17 protein-coding genes and 1 pseudogene are annotated in these 20,346 nt (G+C 51.2%); 14 read left to right on the plus strand and 4 right to left on the minus strand.

Features of this window, described 5'->3' with window-relative positions; all coding sequences use genetic code 11:
• Nucleotides 1-98 precede the first annotated feature (98 nt).
• The 7 genes from DW732_RS02125 to DW732_RS02155 are packed head-to-tail and all read left to right on the plus strand — an operon-like array spanning nt 99 to nt 7,624.
• Nucleotides 99-1,274 (plus strand): glycosyltransferase, encoded by a 1,176-nt coding sequence (locus tag DW732_RS02125; protein WP_158567316.1) that lies wholly within the window; start codon nt 99-101, stop codon nt 1,272-1,274.
• Complete coding sequence (locus tag DW732_RS02130; RefSeq protein ID WP_118098446.1) at nt 1,271-2,395, plus strand: glycosyltransferase; 1,125 nt, start codon at nt 1,271-1,273, stop codon at nt 2,393-2,395. Before DW732_RS02125 ends, DW732_RS02130 begins: the two co-directional genes overlap by 4 nt.
• Nucleotides 2,396-3,496, plus strand: a complete 1,101-nt coding sequence (locus DW732_RS02135) for an EpsG family protein (protein ID WP_118098448.1) — start codon at nt 2,396-2,398, stop codon at nt 3,494-3,496.
• 8 nt (nt 3,497-3,504) lie between these two features.
• Nucleotides 3,505-5,001, plus strand: a complete 1,497-nt coding sequence (locus tag DW732_RS02140) for an oligosaccharide flippase family protein (protein ID WP_118098450.1) — start codon at nt 3,505-3,507, stop codon at nt 4,999-5,001.
• Nucleotides 4,991-6,085: a non-hydrolyzing UDP-N-acetylglucosamine 2-epimerase gene (gene wecB / locus DW732_RS02145; protein ID WP_370213923.1), complete on the plus strand. Its 1,095-nt coding sequence runs from the start codon at nt 4,991-4,993 to the stop codon at nt 6,083-6,085. Before DW732_RS02140 ends, wecB begins: the two co-directional genes overlap by 11 nt.
• 23 nt (nt 6,086-6,108) lie before the next feature.
• Nucleotides 6,109-6,645, plus strand: coding sequence for a hypothetical protein (locus DW732_RS02150; RefSeq protein WP_118098454.1), 537 nt, complete (start codon nt 6,109-6,111; stop codon nt 6,643-6,645).
• A complete protein-coding gene (locus DW732_RS02155; RefSeq protein WP_118098456.1) occupies nt 6,629-7,624 on the plus strand; it encodes a hypothetical protein in 996 nt (331 codons plus the stop codon). Before DW732_RS02150 ends, DW732_RS02155 begins: the two co-directional genes overlap by 17 nt.
• Nucleotides 7,625-7,732: 108 nt before the next feature.
• Here the strand turns inward: DW732_RS02155 and DW732_RS02160 are convergent, their stop codons facing one another.
• Together DW732_RS02160 and DW732_RS02165 are read right to left on the minus strand one after the other, a co-directional pair.
• On the minus strand, nt 7,733-9,658 hold the full coding sequence (locus tag DW732_RS02160; protein ID WP_158567317.1) for a transglutaminase domain-containing protein: 1,926 nt from the start codon (nt 9,656-9,658) through the stop codon (nt 7,733-7,735).
• 241 nt (nt 9,659-9,899) lie between these two features.
• The gene (locus DW732_RS02165; protein ID WP_118098460.1) at nt 9,900-10,571 is read right to left on the minus strand and encodes a hypothetical protein; all 672 of its coding nucleotides are present in this window, start codon (nt 10,569-10,571) and stop codon (nt 9,900-9,902) included.
• A gap of 386 nt (nt 10,572-10,957) precedes the next feature.
• On the opposite strand from DW732_RS02165, the gene DW732_RS02170 reads away from it, so the two are divergent.
• A complete protein-coding gene (locus DW732_RS02170; protein WP_118098462.1) occupies nt 10,958-11,890 on the plus strand; it encodes an Abi family protein in 933 nt (310 codons plus the stop codon).
• A gap of 29 nt (nt 11,891-11,919) precedes the next feature.
• Here the strand turns inward: DW732_RS02170 and DW732_RS10190 are convergent.
• A pseudogene (locus DW732_RS10190) lies at nt 11,920-12,375 on the minus strand (transposase); the annotation flags it as partial.
• Between DW732_RS10190 and DW732_RS02180 the strand changes: the two are divergent.
• Both DW732_RS02180 and DW732_RS02185 read left to right on the plus strand, forming a co-directional pair.
• Nucleotides 12,347-13,519 carry a DUF262 domain-containing protein gene (locus tag DW732_RS02180; protein WP_118098464.1) on the plus strand — a complete coding sequence of 391 codons (1,173 nt, stop codon included), beginning with the start codon at nt 12,347-12,349 and terminating at the stop codon, nt 13,517-13,519. The pseudogene DW732_RS10190 and the gene DW732_RS02180 overlap by 29 nt on opposite strands.
• The gene (locus DW732_RS02185; protein ID WP_118098466.1) at nt 13,509-14,096 is read left to right on the plus strand and encodes a HEPN domain-containing protein; all 588 of its coding nucleotides are present in this window, start codon (nt 13,509-13,511) and stop codon (nt 14,094-14,096) included. Before DW732_RS02180 ends, DW732_RS02185 begins: the two co-directional genes overlap by 11 nt.
• Nucleotides 14,097-14,500: 404 nt before the next feature.
• Here DW732_RS02185 and DW732_RS10045 read toward each other — a convergent pair whose 3' ends face one another.
• The gene (locus DW732_RS10045) at nt 14,501-14,791 is read right to left on the minus strand and encodes a hypothetical protein (protein WP_233539330.1); all 291 of its coding nucleotides are present in this window, start codon (nt 14,789-14,791) and stop codon (nt 14,501-14,503) included.
• 148 nt (nt 14,792-14,939) lie between these two features.
• On the opposite strand from DW732_RS10045, the gene DW732_RS02195 reads away from it, so the two are divergent.
• From DW732_RS02195 to DW732_RS02210, 4 genes are all read left to right on the plus strand, one after another.
• The gene (locus DW732_RS02195; protein ID WP_118098470.1) at nt 14,940-15,827 is read left to right on the plus strand and encodes an Abi family protein; all 888 of its coding nucleotides are present in this window, start codon (nt 14,940-14,942) and stop codon (nt 15,825-15,827) included.
• Nucleotides 15,828-16,429: 602 nt separating this feature from the next.
• A complete protein-coding gene (locus DW732_RS02200) occupies nt 16,430-17,794 on the plus strand; it encodes an AbiH family protein (protein WP_158567318.1) in 1,365 nt (454 codons plus the stop codon).
• Nucleotides 17,795-18,272: 478 nt separating this feature from the next.
• The gene (locus DW732_RS02205; protein ID WP_118098474.1) at nt 18,273-19,373 is read left to right on the plus strand and encodes an ATP/GTP-binding protein; all 1,101 of its coding nucleotides are present in this window, start codon (nt 18,273-18,275) and stop codon (nt 19,371-19,373) included.
• 2 nt (nt 19,374-19,375) lie between these two features.
• Complete coding sequence (locus DW732_RS02210) at nt 19,376-20,194, plus strand: hypothetical protein (protein WP_118098476.1); 819 nt, start codon at nt 19,376-19,378, stop codon at nt 20,192-20,194.
• Nucleotides 20,195-20,346: the final 152 nt, after the last annotated feature.

Below are 20,346 nucleotides of genomic sequence, written 5' to 3' on the forward strand. Positions count from 1 at the left end.
TTGATTGGGGGAGTGATTTCCCCTCACTCTATAGTGCGGTCGAGCTCCCCACAGATAGATGCTTGGTAGTCATCTGATAGTTAACTATTAGTCGAGAGTTGAGCAAGACAATGAATATAGTCTTTCTAAGGGCAAATGCAATAAATCCTGATCCTAGAGTTGAGAAAGAAGTGAAGGCGCTCTTGAGGCGCGGCCATAACTGCCAGCTTATAGGCTGGGACAGAGACTCGGATCATCCTGGTGTCGATACGACCAATGAATTGAACGGGGCGTTAGTGCCAAAGACGCTATTTGGTGTTAGGAGCGTCTTTGGATCTGGCTTGAAAAATGCCCCGCGTCTCATAAAGTTCAATAGGCTGATTTATAGGTGGCTCATTCGTAACTCGGCTAGCTACGATTGTGTTCACGCATGCGACCTTGATACTGGCTTTGTCGCTTATTTGGCGGCTAAGAAAACCGGAAAACCGTACGTATACGACATATTCGATTTCTATGCCGAAAGCAGGATTATGCCGTCAAAGCTCGTTGGGCTTGTCAGAAGAACTGAATTCAAAGTCGTTGAAGGAGCCTATGCGACACTGATATGCACTGACCAACGGCGGGTACAGCTAACTGGCTCCAACCCCAAAGAAGTGCTTGTCATCGAAAATACACCAGAGTCTGACTTTAACGCAGAGGGGCCTTCGCGGGATGGGGGCGGAAATCTTGGTCTGCGCCTTAAGACTGCGTATGTGGGACTGCTGACTTCGGATAGGTACATCGAGAGGGTCTTGTCTGCGGTTAAAGAGCATGATGACCTTCAGCTTACCATAGGCGGGTTCGGTCCTCTCGAGGACAAGGTTCGTTCGTATTCGGATTCCTGCAGTCGTATTGTTTTTGCTGGAAAAACTCCTTATCGGGAGACTCTCGAAATCGAGTCCGAAGCAGACGTGATGTTCGGGCTTTATGACCCTCGCATCCCCAATAACAAACTCGCTGCGCCTAACAAATACTATGAGTCGCTCATGCTCGGTACCCCCATTATCACTGTGGAGGGGACCTCGGTGGGTGACTGGGTGGCTGCCGAGGGCGTGGGTGCTGTGCTCTCCGCCGACTTTGATGAGGCAGAGCTCCATGCCGCAGTCGTTGACCTTGCAGCCAAGAATGCCGATGGCAAGATTTCCAGACGCCAAAGGGTGCTTTACGAAACCGAGCATTCCTGGGACATTATGGCCTCACGGCTTCAAGAGCTTTATGGACGTATGGAGACTGAGATTGGCGTGCAAAGATCATGATACAGACCGTTCATTGCGTAGACCTGCTTAGGGGTGGCGTGGCGAGCGTTCTCTTCTCTTATGCCTCTGCATGCGAGGATATCTCGTTCAACTTCATTTCAATAGCGACCGTCGATGAGGAGGCTCGCAAGCGCGTCGATGCCGTCGGCGGCAGAGTCATAGCCGACGGCATCGGCTCCACGGGCGAGCTGAGGGCGGCCTTGACTGCCGCGAGGAAGGTGACCGGGGCGAACATCTTCCATGTCCATAGAAACTGGCACAACCTGCTTCCTGCCAAGATTGCCCGTGAGGTCGGTTATCCGATTGTGATCTCGCACTCCCATAACGTCTTCCCCTCGACATCCCGTCTGAAAGATGCTTATCACGCTGTGTTCAGGAGGCTTATAAAACGTTACGTGGATGAATGCTGGGGCTGTTCGCCGGAGGCAATCGAGTTTTTGTATGGACGCAATCCAAAGAACTCTCTCTTCCTGCCAAACCCCATCTCGTTCTCGAGTTTTTGTTTCTCACCCGAGAGGCGTGCGGCCATTAGGGACGCTCTCGGGCTCGGCGATGCACTCACGCTGATCCACTCCGGGCTCCCCATTCCTCAGAAGAACCATCGTTTTCTTCTTCGAGTTTTTCGGGGAGTTCTCGACGCAAATCCTGACGCCAAACTGCTCCTGCTAGGCCCCGATGAGGAAAATGACGAATGGCTTGTTCGCGAGGCGGAGCTTCTCGGTGTCCGGGGTTCTGTAAAATTCTGTGGTTACGTCGATAAAGTCTCTGACTACTATGCGGCCGGCGACCTCTTTCTTTTCCCGAGCCTCAATGAAGGCCTGAGCCTCGCGTTGTGCGAGGCCCAGGCGGAAGGCCTGAGCTTTATCGCCTCCGATGAGATAACGAGAGCTTCCGACCTTTTCGCCAACGGTGTCTTTCTGCCAATCGATCGGGGGCCTGACATTTGGACGGAGTGTATATTGTCTGGCGACTTCAAACGAAAAGTCCCCACCGTGGATCAAATCAATTCTTGCCCCTTTAATGTCGAGTGGTGCTCTCCGCGGCTTGAGGCAACCTACGCCGCGCTACAGGCTGGCGAGGCTCATTCCAGCATCCTTTCCATTTGGGGAGGCGTGGCCTAGATGTTCGAGCAGCTTATTGCAAACTGCGGGGTCACTACCGTGGCTTATCTTGTTGCGTTCGCCTTTTACTTCTTGCTCAGCAAGCCCACGAAGAACATTCAGGTGTGCGACATTGCTCTGATGGTATTCTTAGTTGTCGTTACCGGGGCGCGGTATGATGTCGGAGCTGATTGGAAGCAATATTACAATACCTTCAGCAACATCCTGGCATCGTCCGGTTATTTCGATACCATCTATTCTTGGTATGGCTTGGATAGTGGATTCTGGTATCTCATGGCTGTTATCTCGCGATTTCCGCTGTTTAACGAGCCGCATGCCGTCTTCTGGGTGACTTCTCTTTTAACCTATCCCGCCATGGTCGTCTACTTCAGGAAAAAGACAGAGGCCGCACCTTGGGCCTTTGTCGCATATCTCTTTTTGGGGTTTTTCGGGAGTTCCATCAACGTCCTACGACATACCCTGGCCGCTGTGTGCTTCCTCTGGGCTTTTGAGGCTCGTCTCAGCCGTAAGTGGCTCGCGTTCATAATCCTTTCAGCCCTTGCGATCGTATTCCACTCCTCCTCGGTTGTCGCTATCGCTATTGCGATACTGGCGGGAGGAAGAAAGCCGTCTGGAAAATTGCTGCTCACATGTCTTGCTTTAGGCGCGGTCGGGCTGGTTTTGTATGTGGGCGTATTCAATTTGCTCGCTGGGGTATTTCCCTTCCTTTCCAGGTATGTGACCACTCTTGATAAATTGTCTGGCGACCTTGACCGCAAGTACATGTGGATCGTCTCCTTCATCTACCTGACCCTTACATGCGCGACGCTGATGCTTTACCTGCGTGAGACGACGAGCGATGAGAATAGGGACACTCGCATGGACAGCATCATGGTGGCTTGCGAATTCGCGCTTATTCCAAACGTGGTCTCTTTTGCAGTATGGCCCATGGACAGAATGGCCTTCTTTGTGCTGCTCACGCTAATTGCGGTCATACCCTACTTGGTCAAGCGCAATCCCAAATTGCAGGTTCCCCTCATCCTCGCATTGGTTTTATGGCACGTGCCCTATTCGCTATTTGCCTGGGACAACATTAATCCCTTTGGCACATATCTGTTCTGAGGAGATGTATGAGCCAACAAACAGAGCCGGTTCAGAAGTCGCACAGTGTTGCCTACAACGTGGCAATGAATGCCATCGTTATGACTTCGTCCTTCATCTTTCCCCTAATCACGGTCCCGTACATATCTAGAGTGCTCTTGGAGTATGGTAATGGCCTGGTCTCCTTTGCTCAGAGTTTCGTCTACTACTTTTCAGCAGTCGCCTCGATGGGGGTTGCAAGCTACGGAGTGGTCGCGTGCTCTAGGGTACGCGATGACAAAGTCGGTTTTTCACGCGTCTCGCTGGAAATAATCGCTGTTCTTGTAGGATCGTCTTTTCTGATGTCGATTCTCTATCTCTTCCTTGTTCTCCTCCTTCCGAGATTCGGCGATGCGAGGGCGCTCTATGTTTTCATGGTGACGAGCGTCTGGACAACCGCCTTCAGTCTTGAATGGTTCTTCCAGTCAATCGAGCAGTACGACTATATAACCGTCAGAGCGCTCATTGTGAGGACCATCGGCACGGTGTGCATCTTTATTTTTGTTAGGGATGCGAGCGATTATCTAACATATGCAATCATAACCGTTGCAAGTCAAGGGGCTTCTTGCCTAATCAATCTGCTGAGGATGAGGAAACTGATAGACCTTGGGGAGGCCAAGAACATACGACCTCTCTCCCAAGTTAAACCCATGGTGACCTACCTGGTAATGAACACGAGCAAGGGAATGGCGAGTAAATCCGACGTTGTCGTTCTCGGTTTTTTGGGAACCACGGAGATGGTAGGCGTTTATCAGATAGCATCCAAGATCGAGAACATGGTTGTTGCGGCAGTTGAATCTGTTGGCTCGGTCCTCCTTCCCAGGCTTACCTCTTATAGGACTCATGGCGAGGAAGGGCGTTACGAGGAGCTTCTTGCATTCGGCCTCGACTTCGCGCTAATTATCGGCCTGTTCGCTCTTGGCGGGTCAGTTCTTTGCGCGTCCTCGATGGTGGGAATTTTGGGCGGAGAGGCTTATTCTGGAGCAGTGGCCCCCCTCGTTGCGCTAGCGCCAGCGATATTATTTGCCGCCGGAACCGGTGTGGTTTCCCAAGTTCTTTTGATTGACAAGAATGAGAAGACATTCGCCTTGGCGAATTTCGTGGGGCTTTTCATAACCGTCGTGGCTGCTTTGGCGCTCGTTCCTTTTCTCGGCATCACTGGGCCTGGCCTCGCCGTGTCTCTGGGGCAGCTGGGAGTTTTCGTCATAACGATTCATTCGGCGCGATCTCGACTCGCCCCGGCGTTTAGGTTAACGGATTACCCCAAAATCACTATCGCCGCTGTTGCAGCATGCATTGCTGGTGCGGTTGTCCTAGTGTCGGCGTCTTCGTGTAATGCAATTCTAGAATTCATATTTACTGGTTGTACGTATGCAATTGTTTTTCTAGCCGTGCTTCGCATAACTCGAGAAAAACTCGTAATGACTCTCATTGTCCAATTAACTAATAAAAGTAAGGGAAGACGAGGTGCTTCAGGTGAGCAGTAAAGTGATGCTTGTATTTGGGACGCGTCCCGAGGCTATCAAGATGTGCCCGCTCGTGAACGAACTCAAGAGCAGGACCGATGAGTTTGAACCCGTTGTGTGCGTAACCGGCCAACACCGTGAGATGTTGGACCAGGTTTTGCAGGTCTTTGATGTGAGGCCCGACCACGACCTCGCCATCATGAAGCCGGGCCAGACGCTCTTCGACGTGACATGCGACGTACTGCTCAAGCTGAAACCCGTGCTCGAGGCCGAGCGGCCCGATGCGGTGCTCGTGCACGGAGACACGACGACCTCGTTCGCAGCTGCGCTGGCGTGCTTCTATCTGCAGATTCCCGTGGGTCACGTCGAGGCCGGCCTGCGCACGCACGACCTCTACAGCCCCTGGCCGGAGGAGTTCAACCGGCAGGCGGTTGACCTGGTCACTCATTGGTACTTCGCGCCGACGGAGGCCAGCAAGAAGAACCTGCTGGACGAGGGCAAGCCCGAGGGTCGCATCTGGGTCACAGGCAACACCGGCATCGACGCGCTGCGCACGACGGTGCGCGAGGGCTACTCCCACCCCGAGCTCGACTGGGCCGCCGGGAGCCGCCTCATCCTCATCACGGCGCACCGCCGCGAGAACCTGGGCGAGCCGATGCACCGCATGTTCCGGGCAATCCGCCGCGTGATGGAGGAGCACCCCGACACCAAGGCCATCTACCCGATCCACATGAACCCCGTGGTGCGCAGGGCCGCCCACGAGGAGCTCGACGGCTTCGACCGGCTGCACATCATCGACCCGCTGGAGGTGCTCGACTTCCACAACTTCCTGGCGGCGAGCCACCTGATCCTCACGGACTCGGGCGGAATCCAGGAGGAGGCGCCGAGCCTGGGCAAGCCCGTGCTCGTCATGCGCGATACCACCGAGCGCCCCGAGGGCGTGGCGACCGGCACGCTCAAGCTCGTGGGCACCGACGAGGACGTCATCTACCGCGAGTTCAGCCGGTTGCTCTCTGATGAGGCGGAGTACGCGGAGATGAGCCGCGCGAGCAACCCCTACGGCGACGGCCACGCGAGCGCTCTGATCGCTGACGTGCTTGCATAGTTGATTTGGAATGAGGTGTCTGATTGATTCCTGAGCTGGTGGACATTGGGGCCAAAAGAAGGGTGCTGCCTCTTGGTAGGTACTCCTGCTCGTTCGATGACATAAGAGAAAGGTATGTACCTGATGACGATGAAAACCGCTCCGCTATATGGGAGGGCTTACTAACTGTCGTCAACTTGGTAAGAGGGACGGTCGGTAGTATCGCAGAGTTATGGATTGGCGGCAGCTTTATCACCAGCGAAGAGAATCCTCACGACATTGACGTTGTATTCTTCTTTAAAGAGGAGTGCATCAAATCCGTTGATAATAGAGGGGCTTTTCTTCTTAATCTTTTATCCGGGAGGTACGGCCACGATCGCAGGCTCAACAGCTACGTTGATAGTTATATGATGGTTGTTCCACCGACGGAATTCGAAAATGATGCCAGTAGAGGCTACACTCCGTGGCGTGGGTACTGGGATCAGTTCTGGTCTAAAACTCGTTTCGAGGATGACGACAAGCGGTGGTTATATCCAGCTGCTGGATATTTGGAGGTGATGATAGATGGCTACGACGATTAGTTCCGATTCCCTGCTAGAGAGTCTCGGTTTCAGCAAGAATGAGAGCTATGATCTTCCCGATGATCTGAATGATTTCTCTGTTTCCAGTTTGCGTGCCTTTATTGATCAATCCTATTTACAACATTCGAGTGAATCCTCCGCGTTAATTCATATCACCGGACCTTCCGTCATCGGGCATAGCGCGCCCCTGCGCAGCGTGGGAGACTTTATGACGCAGCTGCAGTCGACATTCGAGGCCGTAGGCGCTTCTATTGAAGGATTTAGGGCGCTGGGCGGCACCATTCCCTCTAAAATTGCAAAAAGAACTGAGCTTGCTTTAGTTGCATCTCCGCTTCCAGGATCCGTGGTCCTGGAAGTAGCGCCCTCTATGCCCAGAGTTGAGGATTTCCGCCCGGAAGGTGAACCGGCTTTATTCGACATTGAAACTACCATCGGTGCGAAAACTTTGGCTGACTGTGCTTTTGAAGAGTTTTCAAACCTACTGGCAGATTTATCTTGTGAAACCCCGAATCAAGATGCCTTCGTCGAACATCTTGCTGAATTGGGGCCCCGAGTTGCTTCAAACGTTCAATCTCTATGTGAGACTGTGGACAGAAGCCAAATTGACATTGATTTTGAATGGCGAGACCCCTCTAAGGAGCGGAAAAAAGTCAGCGTAAGTCACTCATTTGCTAAATTCGCTGCTTCTGTAATTCAGGATGCTCAAGTTAATGTTGAACAGGTTCATATAGAGGGTGTTTTATTAACTGTTACTACATCCGAAAAAGATCATCTTCGAATTAGGGAGGATGATGGCGAGGGGTTATCAACAGAAACCGTTCTTCCGATTGGAGATATTCCACCTGAGCAGCTTTACGGTCTTCAGCCTGGCGATAAGGTTGCGATTGATGCCGAGAGGCAGCTGTTCACGCGCGCAGGGGGAAGAACCCGAAAAAAGCTTATTGGCGTTGGCATCAGCAAAATCAACCGTTTAGATTAAAGTATGGCGATGGCTGTAAAGAACAGCCATCGCCATACTTACCTAATGGTTAGTTAATGCCGCAGGTGTGTCGAAAATGTTGGTTTAAGCACGCCAGCGGTTAACCGCCTAGTAGAGCATCTCTCCTGTTTCAAGGTCAAAATAATGTGCTATCCCGTCGATCTTCTGCTCGCCGTAGCGCATGGCCCCGTCCCCGCCGTAGTAGACCTTCTTGCCGTAGGGCAGCGTCGTGAAGCCCGTCGCCATCTCGCCGGTGCCGTCGGCGAAGTAGTACCACTTCCCGTCGATCTTCTGCTCGCCGTAGCGCATGGCCCCGTCCCCGCCGTAGTAGACCTTCTTGCCGTAGGGCAGCGTCGTGAAGCCCGTCGCCATCTCGCCGGTGCCGTCGGCGAAGTAGTACCACTTCCCGTCGATCTTCTGCTCGCCGTAGCGCATGGCCCCGTCCCCGCCGTAGTAGACCTTCTTGCCGTAGGGCAGCGTCGTGAAGCCCGTCGCCATCTCGCCGGTGCCGTCGGCGAAGTAGTACCACTTCCCGTCGATCTTCTGCTCGCCGTGAACCAGCTCCCCGTCTTTATAGTAGAAAGTTAGGCCGTTATCTAGCTTTGACCAGCCCTCTTTGCGCTCTTCGGGGTATTCCGCCGCGAAATCAAACGCCGCAGCCCAGCTCGAACTAGAAACGGTCGAGATGCGAGAGGCCGCTGCAAGGGCGATCGCGGCATTATTTGTCTCCCAATTACGTTGGTTCATCGCATAGGCTACGATGCCGTTCTGAATCCCCGAGATGCTGGGCGGGAAGCTCTGGTTGTCGGCATCGATGGAGAAGATTGTCTCCCTGGCGTCCAGATGCTGCTGGATGCGGTCGGCGTACGCTTCCGCCCACTCGTCGGCCTTGCCGCTGCGGATGAAGTAGTTGTTGCTTAGGTCGGTTGAGCGGTAGGCGTAGCTGTCTGCTCGGTAGTTCTTCGCGTGGTCGCTGTGGGCAATGGCCATCAGCTCGTCGGTCAGGCCGAAGTAAAGATGGCGCTGGTCCAGATCTCCGTACCAGTTTTCGCTGGTGTCGTCCCAGGTTAGGTCCATCTGACACCATTTGCCGTCGATCTTTACGGCGTTCCAGGTGTGGCCGTTGCCGGTGATGCGGCCGTTGGCGATGCCCGCTGCGTTAAGGAGCTTGGAGTAGATGCGCTGGTAGCTCTCGCAGGTGCCCTGGTGGCGTGTGAGGCCGCTTTCGGCCGAGCACCAGTTGAGGCTGAGGTCGTACTCCAGCTGGTCGAGCGTCCAGTCGTGCAGCCACAGCGCCATGTCGTATTCCGAGCCGTTTGTCTCCTGCCTGCACTGGGCTACGGCGTTCGTGATTATCTGATCAATCGAGGGATGTGCATCGTCTGAGACCTCAGCTTCGGCGGCTACGCGAAGGCTCCAGACGCTGCTCTGTGCGTCCTGTAGGTAGAAGCGGTAGTAGTAGCGTCCGCTGGCCGTCATGGTGAACTCGTAGTCGCAACCTGTATCGGAGCTGGTCCACGTCATCCACTGGCCACGGGAGGTATCGGCAACCATTTCGCCGAAATAGCCCTCGCCTGGGTTCATGTAGAAAGGCGCGTCCATACGAAATTTGTACGCGCCCGAGCCGCCCGTGGCGCTCAGGTGGAATCTGGTGGGCTCGCCTGCGGCGGCATCGTCCCAACTGAGGGTGAGCGTGACGCCGTTTTGATTGGCGGTAACATTATGGGCATAGCCCGTTTCTGCCGCTGTGGTGATCGCCTCGGGCGTGCTGTTGGCTTGGGCGCGGAGGGATGGTTGGGGATTGGGGGTTGCTGGGGTGGGCGTGTCGGTCGCGTTGGTCGCGTCGACGGGGGTGTCGCTGTTGCCCTGCGTATCTGATGTGGGGTCACTTGAGTCGGTGGCGTTTGAGCTTGTGGTTTCTTCGATCTTGTCGGTGTCGCTGCTCGTGGCGTCGGCTTGCGCCTGCTGCTCGGCGGTTTCTTGAGGCTGCATGGCTTCTGCGATGGCCGCCATGGGCATCGTCGCGCCGATCATGGACGTGCACGCGATCGCGCAGAGCAGGTAGTAAAGGGGTCGTTTCATAGCGGAGCCTCTCGGTGAGCAGCCAATAGGGTCCGAAGGCAGCTCCAGGCCAGCACTCCGCACATATTTTGTTGAGTTTATTTTACGGGAACCCCAGTCTACATCAGCGAACTTTTTGGGGGATGTTGGGGAGGGGAGGGGCGGTGGCTTTCTGTTTCCCCATCTGGCGGCTATGCGGCATGCGTTGGGTTGTCTATGCGTGCTGCGGAAGCTTCAGCGCGAGTCTGTGTTGTTCCTCCGTGAGGCTCGACACGGGCGTCTTCCAAGAAAAGCCTGTGAGTTGGCTACCCAGATCCAGCTCTGCGTGGCCATATTCTTCGATTTTGCATCCAGGGTGCTTGGTATCGGGCCTCAGGCGGCACTCGACCGGGTTCGACCCGATGATTCGATATTCCTGCTGGTAAGCGTACTTGGGCGTTTTGATAAGTAGGTTGCAGATCGTGCCTTGGAAAATTTCCTCGATCCGCTTTGGTCCGGGGATGCCATAGGAGATGGCGCCGTGGGCGTATACCTCCTCGCCGCCGGTGGTGTGGCTGTCTATAAGGCGCGCGAAGCTGTCGTACCGCAGGATGCCGATCCATCCGTCTGCACATCCGAACTCCCGGATCATGCGCTTCGGGATTTGGACAGAACCGTCGACGATGTCGTTCTCGCGGACCGTGTACATGCAGTAGATGGGCAGACGGTAATTGCCGTAGATGCATGCCGGGAGGACCATGGACGCCTCGAGCGGATCGCCCTGTTCGCCAGGCAGGCCATGATAGTAGCCGGCTGCATTCATATAGAGATGTCCGTTCAGCAGGTCGTCGATGTACACCTCCTTGGATGCGAACTTTAGTAGGTAGGCGATGTTGTTGTTGGACATGGTGTTTCCTTTCTTGGGTAGTGATGCTCTGGGTCGCTTTGTGTGTCCGGGTTGCTTGCTACCAAGGTAAGGGTGTCAGGCGGGGCCCTCGTGCGGGAATGGTGCGCGCCTGGCGCTTGCTGGGGTTGTGATCGCCCTCGGCGCCGGGGTTGCATGTCTGTGGAGCGTTCCGGGGGCTGTTTCCGGGCAGGGGAGTGTCGGCTGCTGTCAGCTAATAACGACCTTTCAGCGCTGACATATGTCGGTCCCGCTCAGATTGGCGATATCAGATTGACGAACCCCGAGTTCTCCCTTAAAGTAATCGTTGTGATGAGGCCTTGCGACGGTACGTCCGGCTTGGTCCGTGGAAACCGCCGAAAGGCGGTTTTCGCGTTTAAGGGGCCCAAATGGATAAACCATTTAAATCTATTGATGAGCAGATTGCTATTCTTGAAAGCCGTGGACTCGAATGCGATAACAATACTCGTTTAGTTTTGGAACGCGAGGGATACTATCCGGTTATTAACGGCTACAAGGATTTGTTTCTCGACCAGCGTGGAGATTCTTGCCACGAGCTATTCGTAAAAGGTACGAAGTTTTCTGATATATATCGTTTATTCGAATTTGACCGTTCATTGCGTCTGCTCATGTTTGAGTACTTTAACAAGGCGGAAGCAGTGCTTAAAACCGTCTGTTCTTATCGTTTCGCGATGGCCCATAAAGATAGCCCGGAAGCATATCTGGATAGAAGATCCTACCGTGCCGATGCTAGTTATCGAAAAAAGATCGACACGCTTATTGGTGATTTCGAGAAGGTGCTATGTAGGTCTCAAAAATGGAAAAGCGATTATAAAAGGGACTACATTCGGCATTATGAGAATAATCATGACAATACGCCGGTATGGATTCTTATGAATTATTTGATGCTTGGTCAGACGTTCAAGTTTTACGAGTTTCAACCAGAAAGCATGAGAAATTCCATTGCCAAGTCGTTTTCCGATCTCTATTCCGAGACGCATGAAGTCGATAAGCGCATCAGCCCCCGAAGGCTAAGGCTCGCATACGATCACATCAAAGATTTTCGAAACATCTGCGCGCATGACGAGCGTCTATTCTGCGCCAGGGTGTCTCCGTCTCACGATGTCAATCTAGTAGGGGTTTTAAGCGATCTTGAGCTAGTGCTGACTGAGGATGACTATAAGATGTTGCGCCGAAACATACTGCTTGATGCACTCAAGTTGAGTGACGAGCTCAGCAACGATGCCAGCGCAAAGGTACTTTTCGCTATGGGCGTTAACGATTTGCCGAGCGTGTTTCCTAAGGAAATATTGGGGTCGTAATCGACGCGAGCGATGAATTTACGGTAGCGCTCGATCACGTCGTCCGGGAAGAAGCTGCCGGAACGGAGCTTCGGGATGCGCAGCGTCAGCGTGCCGAAGCAGGTGGCGAGCGGCCTCTCGCGGTAGCCGTTTCGGCTGTTCGCCCTGCCTCCGCACAGCTGGTCGGCCTCGGCGTCCATCACTGCGTTCGCGACCTGTTCTGGCGCCTTGTCGAGTAGGTCGTGAACGCCGATGTGGAAGTAGAGGCCGACAGGCTGTGCGGCGAGGTCGCCAACAATGTTGCGCTGAGTCCCGAGACTGTTGCAATGAAAATGAGAATTAAGAGTCTGAAATAAACGCCGGTTCACATGTCCATGAGCTTCATGTTTATTGGGCATACAATCATAATTACTTAATAATGGGATTATTAGAATAAACGTTGTTGATTGACGTGGAGGGCTTGGCAAGTTGGACGTAATGGCTGTTATAGACGATAATTTTAACATTGAAGATGAGGATGATTTTTTCTCCTCTATTTCGGACTATCGTGATTTATCCCTTTCTTCTTCTGACTGGACAGTTGAAACTTTATTTGGTCAAATGAAAAAGGGAAATATTGATGTCTCACCAGAGTTTCAGCGAAGGCAAGTTTGGGACGCAAAAAAACAAACCGCTTTTATTGAGTCTTTAATTCTTGGTATTCCAGTTCCTCAAATTGTGATTGCTCAGAACAAACAAGAGCGGGGTAAATATATTGTCCTTGATGGCAAACAGCGCCTTTTGAGCATAATGCGTTTTTATGATGGCGATCTCCGTTTGGGAAAGCCTGAGCTACTTGAGGAATTAAAGGGGCTCACTCGCGGTGAGATGGATGACGTTTACCGTGATGCCATCGATAACGCTACGATTAGAGCCGTTAGGATATCCGGATGGAATAACGAGTCGGTTCTATACACTATATTCCATCGATTGAACAGCGGAAGCGTTTCTCTGAATACGCAAGAGTTGCGATTTGCATTAATGCCTGGTCCATTCACTAGGTTTGCTTCGTCTTTTACAGACTTTGACTTTGAATTTGCCCGTCTATTTAGCGAATCAGCCGATGGCCCTGATTTCCGAATGCGCGACATTGAATTACTTACGCGTTATTGTGGGATAGTGCATAGGCCCGATTTGTACATGGGCAACCTCAAGGAGTTTCTCGATCAAACCACGGCATGGCTAAATGACTTAGACTCTGAGCTCACTTACCAATCGTATGCTGGTGATGCGGTTAAAGCTATATCCCTCTATAGGGATGTTTACGGCTTGATTGAAGCGAGCTACGGTGAAAAGATGGCTCCCTTTACACTTTTGCAAGGTGGAAAGAAGCCGCGTTTTAACCGTGCGGTTTTCGACGCTCTCTGTTTTGTAGCGCAGGACGTAAATATACGAGCGGCAATTGCCTCTAACAAGAAGAATGTGGCGGCTGAGCTTGGGCGAGTACTTTCCTCTCCGGGGTTTATAGAGGCATGCTCTGTTTCCACTAAAACCAAGAGGTCTCTGATCGCAAGGATTGAGATCTGGAGCGATGCGCTATCTGCGCTTTTGGAAATACCGGTTAAGAAATTGGCTCTTGATAAGGATGGGAAAGTAATCGTTGACCGCTAGATTTGATCGTCTGCATTCAAGGACCATTTCTCTTAGAGATCGATATCTGCCCGAGAAGCCAAATAAAATCGGTGACTATAGCGAGGAACAGCAGGATGATGCGCGTGCTTGCATTTTACTTGTTCATGCTGAAGTTGAGTCTTATCTAGAGGGACTGGCAGAGGAGCTTTGCGCCCATGTCCGGGAGCTCATTGCTAAAGAGCACTACGATTCATTCACAAGTTCTTTCTTGTTTTTTTATGGGGCCAAGGCTAATGAGCTTAAAGGAGCTGGGTCTTTAGAAGACGTTGCAAAGGGGGCCGTTTCCCTGCACTTAAAGGTGCTACATGGCAACAACGGAATCAAAGGCAAAGATATTTCTAAAATGTTCGACCCTTTTTTTGTTGGCGGTATCGATTTGGATTTGCTGTTGGAGCAGGCTCTTGATTCATTTGGGACATTACGCGGAAAATGTGCCCATTCTTCTTTTATCGGCATTAGCGAGGAGATAAATTGTTATGAAATTCGCGAGCAGGTGATTTCCTTGCTAGGGCTTTTGGATCAATTTGATTCCCAGTTTAATGATTTCGCGCGGTAGCGATACGTTTTTACGGATTGGCAGTTCGAAGGCGATTGACATTGGTGCCTTCATGGCTCTTTCCCAATTTGATATAACCGTCCTCGTGCCCGCGCTAGCATATTCCTCTGCCTTCTTGATCAGCTCGTTCATCTCTTCCAGTTTATATATGTCGAAGCGCCTCCTTATGCCTGTTCATGCCCCACTATGCCCCATATGTACTCCATCGCCGTTTTCAGTGTGGGTGACTGAGTTGCCGCCTGGGAGGGTTTCGATGGCTCTTGTCCTTATCCCGGCGATCGCGTCGGAAGCGTTGGCGTAAGGGTGACGCCCTGGAACACGTTTAGCGACGAACATCCTTCGTCCTAGAATTTGAAATCACCACAACAACTGGTTCTGGGAAAGGGTGAAGACTCCATGAAAACTTAATCAGGCCTGACGCCGGACATGATCGCCATGTCTCGGTTCGGCGTCAACGCCATCAACATGCTGGGATGCTTTGATATCGCGCCGAGTTGGTCGCAAACGCCTCGATGGACGCCGATGCCGACCGGCTTTGCGGCGGCGCGGCGAACAGCCGAAACGTCTGCCGGGAACGTAGCCTGATTGCGCGTTTGCGATGCGACGCGACAGAATTGGCGTTGCTTCATATATGAATAAGGACAGTCCATTGGCACGCTTTTGTGGCCGGAGAACATATTGGTCCGTCTTTCCATGTTCTACTGGTTGCTATGCTGCGGCGGATATGAGCATGTTCAATTTCAGCTCCGCACCTAAGGATTCATGATGAAAACTCTCAATGGCCTCATGAAGCATCTTAGGGATAAAGAAATAGAGATACACGGCCCTATCCATAAAAGATAGATGAAGAATTACGGCTATTACCATGGCTACAAGGGGCACCGTTTTGTGGGCAACTCTTCCAACTGCTTGGATTTAACGAGCTTTGATGAAGCAATTGCCTTAAATGAGTTTGATATGGCGGTCAAGGCGCTCTTATATCCAAGCGTAATGTTTATTGAAACTGCGCTAAAGAACTATACGCTAGAAGCCGTGCTTGAAGATTCTCACTCGTTCGTGCTGGAGGATATGTTCTCTCAAACGCTCGTGGCGTACCGTGATTACCCTAGAAAAAGTAAAGACTATAGCGCTGCTATGAAAAAGCGCCTGGATCTGCGCGCGGAAATCAATAGATTGATTCAGTACAATTATTCCAAGAACCCTGTTGTTAGACATTTTTATGACAGCGATAAACCCTTGCCTATTTGGGCGCTATTCGAGGTCTTGACTCTAGGAAACTTCGATGTTTTCTATTCGTGCTTAAAGGGCTCGGTTAGACAGAGCATATCCGATGACCTAAAGCTTCCGAACAATTACGACGGCCCCGGGCTTCTCGAACGTACTATCTTTGTGCTCAAGGATCTCCGTAACGCGATTGCTCATAACAGTGCCGTTTATGACGTTAGGTTTAAGAGGGCAAAAGTGGGAAATCAGCTTGGCCAGATGCTGTCATCCGAGGTTGGCGTTCCTTCGATAGGCTTTTCAACTATTACTGATTATGTCGTCCTAATTGTCTATCTGCTCAGAAAGATGATGGTTTCCAAAATTGAGTGCTATCAGTTAATTCGGAACTACTCTAGCGTGCTGGAAGACTTGCACGGCTCCCTGTCTTCCTCAGATTTTCATAAAATAGTAAAGACTGGGGCTAGGAGCAAGATGGATGCAATTCGTTGCTATATAGCTGCTTCTTAGGAAGCAGTAGCTAAAGATGGAGGCTAAAGATGGAGACGACATTCTTTGGTGCTGGGCCCGTAGACAAACATAGGATATCGACTAAAATATAGCCGATTGCGGTGGAAGCCTTCGGGCGACACCTGAAGAGGGTTGATGCGTCGGCCCTCTTTTTTTGTCGATTTCTTTACAGCATGCGTGAGATGGCTGCATGGAATCGTTCTGGATAATGTCATCTCCAGAATTGCCCCTGCGATCCAGCGGCCGCTCAAAGCAGGCATACCTCACGATGCCGATTCAGCCGTCGGCGTACCTGAACTCCTCGATCAATCGTCTGGTAGTCAGGACAGCGATGTTTACGGTGCCGCTCTTTAAATTGAATTGACCCCTTGGAGCCTGGACGATAGAGTAAATAGTTGGTATTGACGTAGTCAACCTACGGGCCTACGTCCTGCGGAGAGGCGGCCGTTCTTTTGGATGGCCGTCTTTCTTCATTATGCTTATTGTGAGGGCTTATTACGCCAAGGTTGGCGGACATAAAATCGTTAATTACATCCGAATGGTCTGGATGCCTGAGCGTTATCTGACTGAGAATGAGTCTAAACGGTGTATTAAGGACTAATGTGAGTGCAGAAGATAGCAGGTTTACCGGTGAGGATGATGGGAAGAGATGCCGCAATCATCATCTTATAGTGGTTGGCAACGGTTTCGATCTTTCCTGTGGCCTGGCGTCTTCGTTTAAGGATTTCTTTGAGCCTCGAATGAAGGTCATAGATTCTCTTGTCTCGGAAGAGGGCGCTTGTGATTACGGAGCCATCAAAGCGAGAGGCCTGACTGCTTGGGATCTAATCCTTAGAAGCCGGAAGGACATGGAGGCAAGAGCCTTCAACGTGAACTGGTGCGATGTCGAGACGGCTATTGCCAATGTGTTTGGCATCAACCTGCCCGAGGACGGCATCGACGATGAGGGCGTAATGATATCCGACTATGCCGTCTCGTTCGGTTCTCTGCAGGACTACTTTTATATAGCAAATGAAGCGAACGCTCTCAATGTAAGTGACTACATCGAGAATCGGGTCGACGAGATCGAACGGCTTGGAGACGGCATTGACGATGGTAATCAAGGGGTTCTTTCTGAGCTGAGCATTGAAGATTCGGAGAGTTCGGATGACTCAGAGGTATATTCTGCTCTATTGAGAGAGGGTGCTCGCCTTTTGGGACACGAGCCCAATCCTTGGACCGAGCGTGTGGGGCATTACCTCGCCCATGCGTTCCCTCGGGTCCTTGAGGATCCCGAGGGGCAGTTATCTTCCATCCTCATGTCGGAACTCGAGCGTATGGAACACTACTTCAATTGCTATCTCAAAGATGAGGTTGCTCGCAACGATGGCTATTCAGATTGTTCGGATAACTTAATGCGCAAGCTGATTGAGCATACCGTGGCGCCCGATGGTGTGCCCGATGATGCGGTGACTGTTCTCAACTTTAACTATACGTCTCCATATCGGTGGCTTAAACAGCGGTTTGGGGATGCCGATCTTGTCAATATCCACGGCACGCTTGATGGTGAATGCATTTTTGGAATCGACGGTTCCGGCAATTTGGATAATCGGGATATCCTCCCATTTACCAAGACATATCGTGTATTGAAGTCTGCCCGAGGGGTTCCAAGTGGCTCGATTGCTTATCCTTCGCAAAGGGGAGGGGATGGTCTTAAGACATCTTCGATAGTCTTTTTTGGCCATTCGCTTTCGCGAGCCGATTATTCGTATTTTGAGTCTATTTTTAGCACGGTGGATTTGTATAACGGGCATACCAGCCTGGTCTTCCTATACTCAAGCTACGCCAAGAGTGTTCGCGACTCAGAGGTGGCCAAGGTACTTGCCCTTCTCGATTACTATGGCGCTTCGCTTGGTATTGCCGGACGTAGCAACAACCTTGCACACAAGCTCATGCTCGAAGGCCGACTTGTCGTTCGGGAGATTTAGGTCGATCTGCTCAAAAGGTTGTTTTCTGAGGGGTCTCTTATCGCGTCTTCAGTTTTAGGGTGCTTGGTGTTGTCGTGTTTTCCGGAAGTGCGGGGAAAAATCGGAAACCTCCGAGCACACCCGGATTTTTACCAACAAAACCGCAGGTCGCTGATGCCCAAAACCGGGGTGTGGTCGACAGCTCTCTGTTTTTCACCGCACTTCCGGAACCGCTCGACGGAAGTATGCGGCAAATTTCGGAACTCTCGAGCACGCCGCCCTTTTCAAGAAACAAAACCGCAGGTAGAAGCTTTGTCACTATCCAGTGTGGTCGAAATGTCTGGAATTTGCCGCATACTTCTGGTTTGAGCGGCCCTCGCGGTAGGTTTTCATGGTTCGGATGGGCTTTGGCTACGTGACTTTTCCAGTAGTTACGTAATTGATGCAGGTCTCCTATCTCTTGCCGTAATATAATTACGGCAAGAGATAGGAGACTCTCATGCTTAAGCGTTTTACTGTTGATGGCTATAGGAATTTTTCGACTCCGGTTTCATTTAATTTCGCAGCTTCTCGTGATTACCAGTTTGCAGAAAATAACGTTAAAAACGGAACCGTGAAAACTGCACTTTTGATCGGCAGAAATGCGTCTGGTAAATCGAATTTCGGTTCAGCTTTATTCGACATTACACTCGGCTTTCCAAGGGCATTCGATTATTCTGACCAGGATGATCGTCTGTTTTTGAGTGCTGACTGCGGGCGAGGTACGGCACAGTTCACCTATGTCTTTGAATTTGACGGTCGCGAAATCAATTACTGCTATGAGAAGACTTCTCCGACTACTTGGCTTCACGAGACCCTATTGATTGATGGGGAACGAATTTTCGAATTCAACAATGCAAGCGGCGTTTTCGAAGAGAACCATCTTGAACGAATCGGTGCTGCTGGGATCAATTTTGAATTCTCCGATACCTCGTTGAGCCTTCTTTCATACATAACGAGCAGTCTTCCAACTAATGTTTTAGGCGTCTTGGCGGAGTTGCGCCGATTTGTCTCGCGCATGAGACTGATTCGCATGGACAGTTTTCGATTGAAAGGGTTTGAAACAAGAAAGGTAATCGACAAGATCATACGCGAGAACAAGGTCGCGGAATTCGAGTCATTTATTCGCAATTTTGGAGTCGATGAGTCCCTGATCGTTATTAAAGAGTCCGACGGCTTACCTGTTCTGTATTTCAATCATCCCATGCGATGCATCCCGTTTGTCGAGGCATGTTCTAGCGGTACAAGAACTCTGGTTAAGTTGTTCTCTGAGCTTGAGCTTAACGAGTCGGCCAGCTTTTTGTTCATAGATGAGTTTGACGCTTTTTGTCACTTTGAGATGGCAGAGAGCCTTTTGAAGCTCTTTGCTTCAAAGGCATCGTGTCAGATACTGTGCTCGACCCACAATACCTCGCTTGTTAAGAATGGCGTAATGAGGCCTGACTGCGTTTATCAAATCTCTGCAAAAGGGGGCATTCGAACTTTGGCCGATTCCACCGATCGCGAGTTGAGGCTTGGCAACAACATTGAGAAGCTCCTCCGTGCCGGAGAGTTTGACTAGTCATGAACAATGCGTCCGTAAAGAACGTCCTGCTCATTGTCGAAGGTGCTAAACGCGAGCCTCAGCTGATGGAGCGCATGTTTGATTCTTTTAGCCTCGCAGATGATCATCAAATTGTTCCTGTCGAGATTAATGTTCATGACTTTCTAGACAAGCTCTTTCAAGAATGCGGTTGCGATTTCGAGTCCATTGATCTTAAATCCTTTGTCGCAGAGCTTCTTTCGCATAAAAATGATGCGGCCCAGCTTCTCGAATCCAGTTTTACAGACACCTTGCTTATATTTGACTTAGATCCTCAGGACAATCGGCTCGATTTTAAGCGGCTTGAGCTAATGCAAGACTATTACTGCGACAGCACTGATATGGGTCAGCTATATCTAAGCTATCCATCGGTTGAAGCATATCGTGATTTTGATCCCTCGAAGTTTTTCTCTCTGGATGATGCCCTTGTTCCTTCAGATGTGATTTTTGGCCAGCGATCTTACAAGGACTGGGTTGCCAGGAGGGGAGATTCGCTTGCGGATATTGGGCGTATTGATGGCTATACATTTGCTTGCATTATTGCCGTTCATGCCCTGAGGTCGCTATGGTTAACTAATGAACAAGCGACGCAAAATGCAAACGAGTGTATGGCTGACTTAGCTGCGACTGTGGCGGACATCAATCATTCTGAACTTTTGCTCAACGAGATTGATCGTCTGAACAATGATTCATTTTGCGCATGCTGCATTTGTCTATTTTTTATTTCGAATTGGCCTAAGCGACTTAACGACGTTTTGAATAAGGCGATTAAGAGGGGTTTGGGTATTCGTTTGTTCTAAATCTATAACGGCAGCGACAAGGCGATTAAGCTCGAGCGCAAAAAGAAGTACGGCAGCTGGATCTACAAGGAGGACGCGCCACTTACACGCGGTGAGTTTGAGCAGATTCTGGCTGGCTACTACGACTTTTTGCTGAGGAGCCCCTATCCGCT

The organism is Collinsella sp. AM28-11LB (genome assembly GCF_003469895.1).
Taxonomy (GTDB): Bacteria; Actinomycetota; Coriobacteriia; order Coriobacteriales; family Coriobacteriaceae; genus Collinsella.